General features: G+C 73.2%; 13 protein-coding genes. 4 read left to right on the top strand and 9 right to left on the bottom strand.

From position 1 onward, the window contains the following. Positions 1 to 75: 75 nt before the first annotated feature. Entirely contained in the window at positions 76 to 834 is a 759-nt protein-coding gene (locus ACH9D3_RS03595) for a dienelactone hydrolase family protein (protein ID WP_396409882.1), read from the bottom strand. Positions 835 to 840: 6 nt separating this feature from the next. Continuing rightward, the gene (locus tag ACH9D3_RS03590) at positions 841 to 2,283 is read right to left on the bottom strand and encodes a sodium/glutamate symporter (protein ID WP_396399806.1); all 1,443 of its coding nucleotides are present in this window, start codon (positions 2,281 to 2,283) and stop codon (positions 841 to 843) included. A gap of 352 nt (positions 2,284 to 2,635) precedes the next feature. Between ACH9D3_RS03590 and ACH9D3_RS03585 the strand changes: the two genes are divergently transcribed. Further along, a complete protein-coding gene (locus ACH9D3_RS03585; RefSeq protein WP_396409881.1) occupies positions 2,636 to 3,682 on the top strand; it encodes a DUF368 domain-containing protein in 1,047 nt (348 codons plus the stop codon). Positions 3,683 to 3,793: 111 nt separating this feature from the next. Here ACH9D3_RS03585 and ACH9D3_RS03580 read toward each other — a convergent pair whose 3' ends face one another. The 5 genes from ACH9D3_RS03580 to ACH9D3_RS03560 form a co-directional block, all read right to left on the bottom strand. Then, positions 3,794 to 3,982 carry a CsbD family protein gene (locus tag ACH9D3_RS03580; protein ID WP_396399804.1) on the bottom strand — a complete coding sequence of 63 codons (189 nt, stop codon included), beginning with the start codon at positions 3,980 to 3,982 and terminating at the stop codon, positions 3,794 to 3,796. 114 nt (positions 3,983 to 4,096) lie between these two features. Then, entirely contained in the window at positions 4,097 to 4,600 is a 504-nt protein-coding gene (locus tag ACH9D3_RS03575) for a hypothetical protein (RefSeq protein WP_396399803.1), read from the bottom strand. 68 nt (positions 4,601 to 4,668) lie between these two features. Continuing rightward, a complete protein-coding gene (locus tag ACH9D3_RS03570) occupies positions 4,669 to 5,721 on the bottom strand; it encodes an alcohol dehydrogenase catalytic domain-containing protein (RefSeq protein WP_396409880.1) in 1,053 nt (350 codons plus the stop codon). An 83-nt stretch (positions 5,722 to 5,804) separates the two neighbouring features. Next, complete coding sequence (locus ACH9D3_RS03565) at positions 5,805 to 6,809, bottom strand: hypothetical protein (protein WP_396409879.1); 1,005 nt, start codon at positions 6,807 to 6,809, stop codon at positions 5,805 to 5,807. Positions 6,810 to 6,946: 137 nt separating this feature from the next. Beyond that, positions 6,947 to 7,552, bottom strand: a complete 606-nt coding sequence (locus tag ACH9D3_RS03560) for a PadR family transcriptional regulator (RefSeq protein ID WP_396399800.1) — start codon at positions 7,550 to 7,552, stop codon at positions 6,947 to 6,949. A gap of 195 nt (positions 7,553 to 7,747) precedes the next feature. Between ACH9D3_RS03560 and ACH9D3_RS03555 the strand changes: the two genes are divergently transcribed. Genes ACH9D3_RS03555 through ACH9D3_RS03545 form a run of 3 tightly spaced genes read left to right on the top strand, consistent with a single transcriptional unit; the run spans position 7,748 to position 11,241 of the window. Beyond that, positions 7,748 to 8,863 (top strand): aromatic ring-hydroxylating dioxygenase subunit alpha, encoded by a 1,116-nt coding sequence (locus ACH9D3_RS03555; RefSeq protein ID WP_396409878.1) that lies wholly within the window; start codon positions 7,748 to 7,750, stop codon positions 8,861 to 8,863. A 9-nt stretch (positions 8,864 to 8,872) separates the two neighbouring features. Continuing rightward, the gene (locus ACH9D3_RS03550; protein ID WP_396409877.1) at positions 8,873 to 9,877 is read left to right on the top strand and encodes a 2Fe-2S iron-sulfur cluster-binding protein; all 1,005 of its coding nucleotides are present in this window, start codon (positions 8,873 to 8,875) and stop codon (positions 9,875 to 9,877) included. Between the two features lie 11 nt (positions 9,878 to 9,888). Next, complete coding sequence (locus ACH9D3_RS03545) at positions 9,889 to 11,241, top strand: MFS transporter (RefSeq protein WP_396399797.1); 1,353 nt, start codon at positions 9,889 to 9,891, stop codon at positions 11,239 to 11,241. 11 nt (positions 11,242 to 11,252) lie between these two features. Here the strand turns inward: ACH9D3_RS03545 and ACH9D3_RS03540 are convergent, their stop codons facing one another. Both ACH9D3_RS03540 and ACH9D3_RS03535 read right to left on the bottom strand, forming a co-directional pair. Beyond that, a complete protein-coding gene (locus ACH9D3_RS03540; protein ID WP_396409876.1) occupies positions 11,253 to 12,245 on the bottom strand; it encodes a hypothetical protein in 993 nt (330 codons plus the stop codon). A 7-nt stretch (positions 12,246 to 12,252) separates the two neighbouring features. After that, positions 12,253 to 12,750: a DUF427 domain-containing protein gene (locus ACH9D3_RS03535; protein WP_396409875.1), complete on the bottom strand. Its 498-nt coding sequence runs from the start codon at positions 12,748 to 12,750 to the stop codon at positions 12,253 to 12,255. Between the last annotated feature and the right edge of the window lie 128 nt (positions 12,751 to 12,878).

Raw genomic sequence — 12,878 nt, 5'->3', positions numbered from 1 at the left:
AGGACGCGGAGCGCCCCGGCCGCACCGGCCCCGGCCGCATCGGCGCCGGCGGTGGACCGGGGGGCCCGGTCCCGCTCAGCCGGGGGAGTCCGCCGGGACGTCCTCGTCGGTCCGCTCCTGCAGGTGCCGGTCGAGGAAGGCCGCGATCCGGCGCCGGGCGTCCTGGGCGGCCGGGTCGTCGTAGCCGCTGCGCCGGAACCGGCCGATGGCCCGCAGCACCGGGGACAGGTCGGCGGGGTCGTGGTGGTTCATGAAGCCGTGGCCCGCCCCGGGGTAGATCCTGATGTCCTGCTCCACCCCGGTCTCCGTGAGGATGCCCTCCAGCCGGCGGCCGGCGTCCCCGCCCAGGGGGGTGCGGTCCGCCCCGCCGTAGCTGCCCACGATCGGGCAGGCCCGCGGGAGCCACTGCTCGGCGCCCTCGGGACACCCGCCGTAGTTCGTGCTGGCGGCCGCGAACCCGTGCTCGGCCGCCAGTGCGAGGGCGTAGCCGCCGCCCAGGCCGAAGCCGACGACCCCGGTCCGGCCCGTGCAGCGGGGGTGCGCGGTGAGCCAGGAGCGGATCGCCTCGACGTCGTCGAACGTGCGTCCCCGGCGGGCGCCGAGGTCCTTCGCGGCCGTGCGCAGGCAGCGGAGCCGGCCGCCCCGGTGGAAGAGGTCCGGTGCGGCGGCCAGGAACCCCTCGCGCGCCAGCCAGTCCGCCTGGAGGCGCAGGTCCCCGCTCATCCCCGTGACGTCGTGCACGAGCACCACGCCCGGCCGGGGCCCCGGGACGTCGGGCACGGCCACGTGCACGGGGATGTCCCCGTGACGGGTGGGGACGACGACGTCGCTCACGACCGGTCAGGCATGCCGGGCGTGCACCGCGTCGACGGAGCCGGCCGCCACGAGCCGGCGGCGGTAGACCATGCCCCCGACCAGTGCGACCACGAACAGCACCGACATGGCGATGAACAGCGGCCACGGGCCGAACTGGTAGATCAGCGGCACCGAGGCGGCGGTGATCAGCCCGCCGCCGAAGAACGGCTCGAAGAACAGCTGCTTGTAGCCGAAGGCCTCCATCGCCGGGCTCTCGTCGTGCGGATCGGCGATGCGCATGAGGATCAGGCCGGTGGCGGTCACGCCCATGGACTGGCCGAAGTCCGCGATCCCGCGCTCGAGCCAGTAGTCGGGGATGATCTTGGGCACGAAGAGCACCAGGAAGCCCGTGCAGAACACGATGCCGGCGACGGACAGGATCAGGAAGGTCTCCCAGTTCGCGGCGATCGCGGTGAGGGACAGGGTCGCGATCGCGGCGAGGATCAGGAAGTCGAGGGCGAGCCCCTGGATGCGCAGCATCATCTGGTGGTCCAGCAGGTGGCCGATGCCCCGCCAGTCCATGACCAGCTGCACCACCACGCCGCCCAGCATGGCGAGCGGGAAGAGGGGCACGAACGCGAGCAGCTCCACGGTGTCCGCCCACAGCGCCTGCTCGATCCACTGCAGGCCCGTGAGGAGCAGGTAGCCGATGAGGATGGCGATCCCCACGACGGCCACGTGCAGGGTGAGCGGCTCGATCGAGGCCGGCCGGGAGGTCATCATGGCCGCCGGGATGTTCTCGTCCCGGCGGTAGAGGCCCTTCTGCTCCTCGACGGACTGCTCGACGTTGCCCTTGATCACCTTGGTGCGCCCGGTGCGCACGCCCCAGTTGAGGACGGCGATCCCGATGACGATGCCGCCGACCAGGCCGACCGTGGCCATGCCCAGGGCCAGGTCCGCGCCCTCCTCGAAGCCCAGCTCCTCCATGACGGGGCGCATCCCGGCCGCGGTGCCGTGGCCGCCCTCGAAGCCGATCTCGATCAGCGCGCCGGCCATGGGGGAGATCCCGAACAGCGGGCCGAGGACCGCGATCACGAGCAGCAGCCCGATGACGTACTGGCCGGAGCCCAGGGCCAGGCCCACCGACAGCTGCGGACCGGCGAGCCGGGCGACGCGCCGGGGGCCGGGGATGGACGCCCCGAGGAAGAGCGTCGCGAAGACCACGCTGATGAGCAGGCTCGGGAGCGTGGCCCAGACCTCGAGGATCCCCGGGGTGAACACGCCCCCGTCCGCGAGCCAGTCGACACCGGTGGCCTCGCCGAGCCGGCCCAGGACCTGGGGCCCCGCCAGCAGGGCCAGGAAGCCCGCGATGATCGAGCTGGGCAGGAAGATCTTCTGGATCCACCGGACCCGGACCCGCAGCCACTTGCCCAGCAGGAACAGCGCTGCCAGGAGGATCAGGGCGAAACCGATCTGGTTGGGGCTCATGATGCGCTCCTGTGTCGAGGGCACGAACGGTCCGGCCAGTCTATGCAGACGTGATCCGCCGCACCCAGAGGATGACGGGGTGCAACCGGAAAACCCGGACCTCGTCCGGACCGCCCCGGTACCCTGGCAGGCGACCCCTCTTCCCCGGCCCTCTTCCCCTGCCCGTGCAGACCCCGTGCGCCGCCCTCCGGCGCCGTCTTCTTGCACCGACCTCTTGCACCGACCTCTTGCACCGACCTCTTGCACCGACCTCTTGCACCGTCCTCTTGCACCGTCCTCTTGCACCGTCCTCTTGCACCGTCCTCTTGCACCGTCCTCTTGCACCGTCCCCTTCCACCGCCCAGGAGCACCCGTGACCCCCTCACCGTCCCCCGACCGGCCCTCGACGCCGCCGACCGCCACGACCGCAGCCGGCACCACCGGCACCACCGGCACCACCGGCACCACCAGCGCCACCGGCGGGGAGGTCCGCCGCAGCCTCCCCGGGAACCTGGTCCGCGGGGCGCTCATCGGCGTGGTCGAGACCGTCCCCGGGGTCAGCGGCGGCACCGTGGCACTGGTGGTCGGCATCTACGACGAGCTCATCAACTCCGCCGGGCACGTGGTCTCCGCCGGCCGGCGGGCCCTGCTCGGGCCCGACCGCGCCGCCGGCGTGCAGCACCACCTGGGCCTGGTCCACTGGCGGATCGTGGTGCCCGTGGTGATCGGCATGGTCGCGGCCCTGCTCACGGTGGCCGGGCCGATGAGCCACCTCGTCGAGGAGTACCCCGTGACCATGCGGGCGCTGTTCTTCGGCATGGTCCTGGCCTCGATCGGCGTGCCGCTGCGCCTGGCGGGCGGGGCGCTGCGGGCCCGGGACGCGGCCGTGGTGGCGCTCGCGGCGGTGATCGCGTTCGTGCTGGTGTCCATCCCCCCCACCACGGTCACCCCCGCGCCGCTGCTCGTGGTGCTGGCCGCGATGGTCGCGGTGTCCGCGCTGCTGCTGCCGGGACTCTCCGGCTCGTTCCTGCTCCTGACGATCGGGCTCTACCAGCCGACGCTGCGGGCCGTCGACGAGCTCGACCTCGGCTACCTGGCCCTGTTCTTCCTCGGCGCCGCACTGGGCATGGTCGTGATCGTGAAGGGCCTGCAGTGGCTCCTCGACCAGCACCACCGCGTCACCATGCTGGCGCTCACCGGGCTGATGCTCGGCGCCCTGCGCACCCTGTGGCCGTGGCAGCTCGAGGACCGCACGCTGCTCGCCCCGGAGGGGGACTGGTGGACCCAGCTGCTCGCGGCCGCCGCCGGCTGCGTCGTCGTCCTCGTCCTGCTGGCCGTCGACGCCCGCACCCGGGCGCGCACGGGGCACGGCTCCCAGGAGGAGGTCGCCGGCGTCGAGTCCGGCGACGAGGCCCGGTGAGCCGCACCCGGCGGACCACACCCGGCGGGACGGCCGGAGCACGGCGAAGGGCCCCGGTGTCGACTGCGACACCGGGGCCCTCCGTGCGGTTCGACGGCTGAACCGTGCTGCTTATGCTCCGTCCTTGAAGTTCTTGCCCGCGTCCTTGACGTTCTCGCCGGCCTGCTTGGCGCTGCCGGACATCTTGTCCGCCTGGCCCTCGGCCTGGAGGTCGCGGTTGTCGGTGGCGTCGCCGATCTTTTCCTTTGCACTGCCGCCCGCCTTCTCCGCGGCGTTGCTGACTTTGTCTCCGAGTCCCATGGGCGCTCCCTCCGGTCGGTGAACAGGTGCTACCAGCGTAGACCCCTCAGCATGCTGAGGGAACGGTGGAGCGCGCCGGGAATCCGCATTCCCCCGAGGGCGAACAGTGCCTGCTCAGCGCTCCGGCACGGCGAGCCCGGCATCCTCCAGCCGCTCCCGCAGCCACGGGGGGATCTTGCGGTCCATCCTCCGGTAGTGCCCGAGATGCCGCCGCCAGTCCTCCGCGGCGACCGGGTGCGGGGCGTGCGCCGGCAGGAGGGGGTCGTCGTCGTAATTCAGGACGAGCTCCACGCCGGGCCGCTGCCAGCGCCGCGCGGACACCGTGACGATCAGCGTGGCGGACAGCCACGACCCGTCGACGAGATCGGCGTAGTCGTCCTGGAGCGCCCGGACCAGCCGCCGCGGGACGTTGCGCAGGCCCTCGACGTCCACGGGACGCCGGACCGTGCGGTCGCCGCGGACCTCCCGCACCTGCAGGCGCAGGTCCCTGCCCACGCTCAGGACGTCCAGGACGAGCGCGTCCCATCCCGGTTCGGTCCCGTGGGCGCGGACGAGCCACCGGGCCAGCCGGTCGATGGTCCTGCGCTGCCGGGGGCTCTGGAGTCTGTCGGTCCGCACGGCCACACGCTAGCAAGCGGCCGTGCCCGCGACGCAGGCGCGTCGGCGTCCCGGGCAGGACCGGGTGCTCAGTCGGCCGTGATGACCACCTTCACCGCCTGGTGCTCCGCGGCGTTGCCGAACAGTTCGTACGCCTCCTCCATCTGGGACATGGTGAAGCGGTGAGTGGCCATGGCCCGGGCGTTCAGCCGCCCGGAGCGGACCATGTTCAGCAGGTTGCCCACGGTGCGGCAGTCCACCAGACCCATGGTGAGGCGGACGTTGGAGATCCACATCCTGTCCAGGGGCAGCTCGACCGGCCGGCCGTGCACGCCGGCGTTGGCCACGGTGCCGTAGGGCCGCACCACGTCCAGGCACGTCCGGAACGTCTGGGGGACGCCCACGGCCTCGATGGCCACGTCCACGCCGAGACCGTCCGGCGACAGCGCCCTGATCTTCTCGACGGCGTCCGGGTCCGCCGCGTCGACCTTGTCCGTGGCCCCGAGCTCGAGGGCCTTGTCCATCCGGTTCTCGTCGAGGTCCACGGTGATCACCCGCCCGGCGCCGCAGAGGTTGGCCGTCATCACCGCCCCCAGCCCCACCGGGCCCGCGCCCACGATCGCGACCGTGTCGCCGGGCTTCGTGTTCCCGTTGAGGATCCCGATCTCGAAGCCCGTGGGCAGGGCGTCGGTCAGGAACAGGACGTCCTCGTCGTCGAGCCCCTCGGGGACCTTGTGCACGGAGGTCTCCGCGAAGGGCACGCGCACGTACTCGGCCTGGGTCCCGTCGATGAGGTGCCCGAACACCCATCCGACGCCGCCCAGGGTCTGGCAGTGGGAGGGCTGGTTGTTCCTGCAGTAGGAGCACTTCCCGCAGTTGGTGACCGCCGGGATGATGATCCGGTCGCCGGGCACCAGCCCGGTCACGGCGTCCCCGACCTCGGTGATCGTGCCGACCGCCTCGTGGCCGAGGATCCGGCCGTCGACCACGGCTGGGACGTCGCCCTTGAGGATGTGCAGGTCGGTGCCGCAGATGGTGGTCGTGTCGACCTTCGCGATGACGTCGGTGGGGTCCTGGAGGGCCGGGTCCGGGGCGTCCTCCCACGCCTTGCTGCCCGGTCCGTGGTAGACGAGTGCCTTCATGGGAGCCTCCTCGATCCGCGGTCCGGCGGGCTGCCGGGCCGCCCGTCCTTAGCGTAGGCGCGAGGAGCGCGGTTCGGCAGGGCTCACTGGTAGGAGACGAACCAGGGCTGCGGCTCGATCGCCGAGGTCTGCTCGGGCGTGAAGGTGGGCGTGTCCTCGTCGTAGAAGTTCTTCCACGCCATCCGGATCCCCTCCGGCAGGCCCTCCTGCAGCCGCTCCCACGTCCCCATCTTCAGGTCCGGCGTGCCGTGGCCGTCAGCGTGCAGGACGAGCGCGAGCTCCGGGCGGGAGGCGTCCACGAGGTGCCGGTTCGTGATCATCGAGTCCGCGAACTGGTGCAGGACCACCACCTTCTGCGGCAGGTCGTTCTCCCGGGTCAGCTCGGCGAGCCACGCGGTGGTCGCGTTGATCTCCGCCGCGTCCACCGAGCCGATCTGCACCATGTGCACCTGTCCGGGGGCGAGCCGCCACTCGGGGTCCAGCGCGAGCCCGACGTTGGGCAGGCGCAGCAGCTCCTCGTACTGCTGCGCCTGGCTCAGGAAGTCCTGGTGGCCCGGCTGCAGGTCGAGCACCACGTACACGTCGTGCTCCACCGCGGCATCGACGTAGGGGCGCAGGTCCTCGACGGTCGACTCCCGCGAGTAGTCCCCGTCCACGCCGGGCTCCGAGGACGCCGTGGTCGTGATGATCTCGAACGCGGGGACCACGGGCACGTCGCTGAAGGGCTCGTACTGGGCGGCCAGTTCCTGGGCGCGGATGACCGACTCCCGGGGGCCCTGCTCGCCGAGCACCCCGAGGCCGGGCGTCTCCGGGTGGCCGTAGAGCGCCACCATCCGGCGGTCGGGGAACACCTCGGTGCCCCCGCCGATCAGCTCCGCGGGCTCCTCCGGGGTGGGGGTCGGGGTCGGGGTGGGCGACGACGCGGGGGCCGACGACGCCGACGACCCCGGCGAGCCCGCCGCCGTCGACGACGCGTCCGCCGCCGGCGTCGCCGCGGAACCGGCGCCGGTGTCCTGGGCGCAGCCGGTCAGGAGGAGTGCGGCGCACAGGGCCGGGGCGAGATGGCGGAGCAGCGGCGAGCGCGTCATGGTCTGTCCTGGGGCCGGGGTCGGGGGTCCGTCCAGCCTACGCACCGGCCGGTGCGCCCGGCGGGAGCGCGGCCGGGCAGGGCGCCGGCCGCGTCACGGAACGACTCGGTCGCCGGGGTGCCCCCGCCGCCGGGGCGTCAGGGCGTGCCGGTCCCCTCCAGCTCGCCCAGCTCCTCCAGCAGCCGCAGGCCGCGCTCGGCCCAGGCGATCTCCTGGTCGGCGCGGGACACCTGGCCCTCGTAGGCGAACACCTTGAACCGGGTGATCCGCTCCCACTGGTCCTCGGGATTGGCGGCCAGCCTCCGGGCGAGCGTGGGGCTCGTGCGGTCCTCGATCGCGCGGATCTGCCGGAGGGCCTGCGTGCGCTGGTCCCGGTAGTGCGCGATGTGGGCGCGCAGCTGCGCGGCCGCGGCCCCGGGGGCCGCCCACTCGAAGTAGGCGGCCCGGAGGTGGGCGGGGTCCCGCTCCCGGACGTAGCCGAGCGGCTGGTCCTGCCACTGCCGCAGGGCGTGCTCGCCCTCCGGCGTGATGGAGTACTCCGTCTTGGTGGCGCCCCGGGATCCCCACGGGACGGGCCGGCTCGCGAGCAGCCCCTCCGCGTGCAGCTTCCGCAGCTCGGGGTAGATCTGCGAGTCGGGGGCGTGCCAGACGTGGCCCACGGAGGTGCTGAACTGCTTGACCACGTCGTAGCCCGTCAGCGGCCCCGAGGACAGCAGTGCCAGCAGGGCCGAGCGGAGACTCACGGTCGGTTCCTTCCGTCGAAGCAGGCCTCCCGTCGGAGCAGGGCGGCGTCCTGCTGAGCCTAGCGGGCGCGCGGCCGCCCGTGACCCTTGTCACTCACTATGGACATAGGTAGTCTGTGTCCCATGCCACTTACTCACTATGGAGATAGTGAGTCGGCCTCGCTCTTCCCGGACCGCCCAGCAGAGGACCGCGCCATGACCGTCTCCGCGACGAAGACCACCAGCACCGCCAAGCTCCTGTCCCACCCCCTCAACGCCTGGTACGTGGCCGGGTGGGACCACGAGATCACCGGGAAGGGCATCCTCTCCCGCACCGTCGCGGGCCGTCCGCTGGCCCTGTGGCGCACGGAGGACGGCCGCGCCGTGGCCCTCGCGGACGCCTGCTGGCACCGGCTCGCCCCCCTGTCCCAGGGCAGGCTCGTGGGCCGCGACGAGATCCAGTGCCCGTACCACGGCCTGCGCTACAACGCGGCGGGCCGGTGCACCTCGATGCCCGCGCAGGAGACGCTGAACCCCTCCGCCACCGTGCCGTCCTACCCGGTGCTCGAACGCCACCGTTACGTGTGGGTCTGGCTCGGCGACCCCACGCAGGCGGACCCCGCCCTGCTGCCCGACATGCACCAGCTGGACAGCACGGAGTGGGCCGGCGACGGCGAGACCATCCACGCCCCCTGCAACTACCAGCTGGTCCTCGACAACCTCATGGACCTCACGCACGAGGAGTTCGTGCACTCCTCCAGCATCGGACAGGAGGAGCTGTCCGAGTCGGAGTTCGAGACCACCCACGACGAGCGCTCCGTCACCGTGAGCCGCTGGATGCGCAACATCGACGCCCCGCCCTTCTGGCGCAAGAACATGCAGGACAGGTTCCCCGGCTTCGAGGGCAAGGTGGACCGCTGGCAGATCATCCACTACACCTTCCCCTCCACCATCTGCATCGACGTCGGCGTCGCCGAGGCCGGCACCGGGGCCCCGGAGGGGGACCGGTCCCGCGGGGTCAACGGCTACGTGATGAACACGATCACCCCCGAGACGGACCGCTCCTGCCACTACTTCTGGGCGTTCATGCGCAACTACCGGCTGGAGAGCCAGCTCATCACCACCCAGCTGCGCGACGGCGTGCACGGGGTGTTCGGCGAGGACGAGGCCATGCTGCAGGCCCAGCAGGCCGCCATCGACGCCAACCCCGAGCACGAGTTCTACAACCTCAACATCGACATGGGCGGGATGTGGGTGCGCCGGCTCCTCGAGCGGGCCCTGGAGGCCGAGGGCCGCCTCGCCGCCGCCCCGACCGCTCCCGCCGGGGCCTGAGGGGGAACCGTGGCCGATTCCCAGCACGAGGTCTGGCAGGACGCCGTCGTCGTCGCCGCCGAGGACGTCGCCGCCGGCATCCGGCGCGTCGTCCTGCGCCCCGAGTCCCCCCGCCCCGTGCGGCCCGGCGAGCACGTGGACGTGCGCGTGCTCGTCCACGGCGAGCAGCAGGTGCGCTCCTACTCCGTGGTCGACGCGACCGACGACGGCGCGCAGCTCGCCCTCAGCGTCTTCCGCACCCCCGCCTCCCGGGGCGGCTCCGTGTTCATGCACGGCCTCGAGCCCGGGCAGGTCCTGGAGATCACCCAGCCGCTGCAGAACTTCCCGCTGCGCGTGGGGGCGCCGTCCTACGTGCTGCTGGCCGGCGGCATCGGCATCACGGCGATCGCCGGGATGGCCGCGCTGCTGCGCCGGCTGGGCGCGGACTACCGCCTCGTCTACGTGGCCCGCTCCCGCGCCGCGATGGCCTACCTCGACGATCTCGCGGCCCTGCACGGGGACCGGTTCGAGGCCCACGTCGACGACGAGGGCGGCTCCCTCGACGTCCCGGCCCTCGTGGCCGGCGTCCCGGAGAGCGCCGAGCTCTACATGTGCGGCCCGATCCGCCTCATGGACGCGGTGCGCCGCGCCTGGGCCGAGCGCGGGCTCGACCGGACCGGCCTGCGCTACGAGACCTTCGGCAACAGCGGCTGGTTCGAGGCGGAGCCCTTCGTGGTCCGCGTGCCGCGGCTGGGCGCCGAGGCCGTCGTCGGCTCCGACGAGTCGCTGCTCGAGGCCCTCGAGCGGGAGGGCCTCGACATGATGTCCGACTGCCGCAAGGGCGAGTGCGGGCTGTGCCAGGTCAAGGTGCTGGGCCTGGCCGGGCGGATCGACCACCGCGACGTGTTCTACTCGGACCGGCAGAAGGAGACCGGCGCGTCCATGTGCTGCTGCGTCTCGCGGGCCGTCGCCGCCGCGCCGGGGACCGGCCCCGGCGCCCGCCCGCCCGCCGTCCTCACCATCGACGTCCCCTGAGAGGCAGACCCATGGACATCAGGCACCAGATCGACACCTCCAGGATGTCGTCGTACCAGTGGCTCATCATCGCGGTGACCACGTTCCTCAACGCCCTCGACGGCTACGACGTCCTCGCCATGGCCTTCACGGCCACGTCCGTGACCGAGGAGTTCGGGCTCTCCGGCTCCCAGCTGGGCTGGCTGCTCAGCGCCGGGCTCATCGGCATGGCCGCCGGCTCGCTGGTCCTCGGCCCCTTCGCCGACCGGTACGGGCGGCGGAAGATCCTGATCGTGGCCCTGGCCGTCAACGCCCTGGGCCTGTTCCTGTCCACCACGGCCGGGAGCGTGCTCGAGCTCGGGCTGTGGCGGGTCGTCACGGGACTGGGCGTGGGCGGCATCCTCGCCTCCGCCACGGTGATCACCAGCGAGTACGCCAGCGCCCGCCGGCGCGGCATGGCCGTCAGCATCTTCACCGCGGGCTACGGCGTGGGCGCCACCCTGGGCGGCATGGGGGCGACCCAGCTGATCCCCGCCTTCGGCTGGCGCTCCGTGTTCCTCACCGGCGGCCTGCTCACCCTCGTGGCGATCGCGCTCGTGGTCGCCGTGCTGCCCGAGTCCGTCGACTACCTCCGCACCCGGCGGCCCCCGGGGGCCGCCGAGAAGCTCGGCCGCATCGCCCGGCGGATCCGCCTCGAGGGCGAGGTCGTGCTCGGCCCGGCCCCGGCCGGCGCGGACCGGCGGGGGAGCAGCGTGGGCATGCTGCTCAGCAGCCGCTACCGCACCGCGACCGTCCTGCTCTGGACCGCCTTCTTCGTCATCATGTTCGGCTTCTACTTCGCCAACTCCTGGACGCCCCGGCTCCTCGTGGAGTCCGGGATGAGCGAGCAGCAGGGCATCGTGGGCGGCCTCATGCTCACGATGGGCGGCACCTTCGGGTCCCTGCTCTACGGGGCGCTGACCACCAGGTGGGACGAGCGGCTGACCCTGATGTCCTTCACGGTGCTCTCCGCGGTGACCCTCGTGCTCTTCATCACCACCACGTCGGTGCCCCTGCTGGCGTTCTCTTCCGGCGTGGTGGTCGGCATGCTCATCAACGGCTGCATCGCGGGCCTCTACACCGTGGCCCCCATGACCTACGAGCCCGGCATCCGGACCACCGGCGTGGGCTGGGGCATCGGGGTCGGGCGGGCCGGGGCGATCCTGGCCCCGATCGCGGTCGGCGCGCTGCTGGACACCGGCTGGACGCCCGTGCAGCTCTACATCGGCGTGGCGGTGGTGGTCGCCCTCGCGGCCCTGGCCCTGATCCGGCTGCGGCCCTACGAGGAGCCGGCCGAGGAGGGGGCGGGACGGCGGAGCCCGCAGTCCTCCTCCCCGACCGGCTGAGTCCGGCGCGCTCAGCGCTCCACGAGGTCCCCGCAGCCCTCCTCGTGGGGCAGCAGCGGGCGGAGGGCGACCGACCAGCGCCGGCCGTCCTCGGACACCCAGGGCGTCAGGGTGCTGGCCGAGCCCGCGGCGTCCAGGACGGCCTCGGCCTGCTCGCCGGTGGCGAGCACGCAGCTCAGGCCCAGTCGCGGCTCGAGCGGCTCCCCCGGCAACGGCGGTCCCGGCCACGGCACCGGGGTGGGCTCCGCGCCGTCCTGCTGCGGATCGGTCCACTCCGTGACCACGCCGGCGACGGCCTCGGGGGTGTAGACCTCGTACTCCCCGACGGCGCCGGCGGGCAGCACCGAGGCCGGGTCGCCCAGCGTCCGGACCAGCTCCTGGAGCTCGGCCCGCGCGGCCCGCTGCTCCGGGGTCAGGGTGTCGTCCGTGCCGGCGGGCCGGTCCTCGCCCGGCGGGCCGGGCGGCGCCTCGGCGCCCAGGGCGTACACCTCCCGCACGTAGGTCTCGTCCCGGGTCCGCACGGTGAAGCGGGTCGAGGGCAGGTCGGCCACCGGCGGGCTGCCGAGGTCAGCCGACTCGCCGACCCCCGCCCGGAGCGCGTGCTCCACCAGGGTGCGCACCGCGTCCTCGTCGACCTGCTGCACCTGGAGGGCGGGCAGGGCAGGGGGCGGATGGATCTCGATCTGCGGGCCCCGGGTGATGACCCGGCCGTCGGCGTGGATGCTGACCACGGGCAGCCGGGACGCCAGCATCTCCGGGGTGACGAAGCCGCCGGTGTGGGCCACCTCGATCACCAGTCCCTCCGCCGGCACCGCCGGGGCCGACGGCGTGCTCGGGGCAGCCGCCGTGCCCGGGGCCGTCGGTGCCTCCGGGCCCGTCGGTGCCCCCGAGGTCGCGGGGGTGGCGGGGGTCGCGGGGGCGGCCCCGCTCGGATCCCGCTGCGCGCACGCGGTGGTCAGGAGCAGGACGGTCAGCACGAGGGCGGGCCAGGTGGCACGGCGCATCCCCGGTTCACCAGCCCCGGCTGCCGGGCGTGCCCTTGAACGGGCCGGCCACCCGCGAGGTGATCCAGCCCCCGTAGAACCCGCCGTCCTGCGGGCGCACCTGCTCCCCGGCGACGAAGCACCCGTCCATCTCCCCGGGCATCAGGGCGATGTGACCGCGCAAGGACTCGAAGCCCGGCGTCGGGGAGGGGTAGGTCCACGCCGCGCGGGAGGCGGTCCGGTTCCCGCCGCGCACGTCGAAGTACGCCGCAGCGCCCTTCCACTCGCACCACGAGCTCCCCTCGCACGGGACCAGGCTGCCGTCGGCGAAGGACGCGCGGGGCAGGTAGTAGGTGGGCGGGTGGCTGGTCTCGAGCACGCGCAGCGCGGCCGTGGTCGAGGCGATGCGCTCGCCGCCCAGCCACACCTCCACGTGCTCCCGGCTGGCCTCCGTCCGGGGTGGTCTCGGGTAGTCCCACACGGACTCCTGGCCGGGGCCGGGCGTGTCGGGCCGGGGTCGTCTCATCTGCTCACCCTCCGAAGGTCCGTCCGGGAGTCCGGGCGGACGTGGGTCCTGCACCACCATGCTACGGCGGGTGCCGGTGCGGGGCACTGCCCGCCGCCGGGTCGTCGCGGATCCGCGGTGGGTGCCGC

Source organism: Kocuria kalidii (assembly GCF_044462225.1).
In the GTDB taxonomy this organism is placed as follows: Bacteria; Actinomycetota; Actinomycetes; order Actinomycetales; family Micrococcaceae; genus Kocuria; species Kocuria kalidii.
The sequence above is the reverse complement of the archived record's forward strand: the minus strand, read 5'-3'. Positions and strand labels throughout refer to the sequence as shown.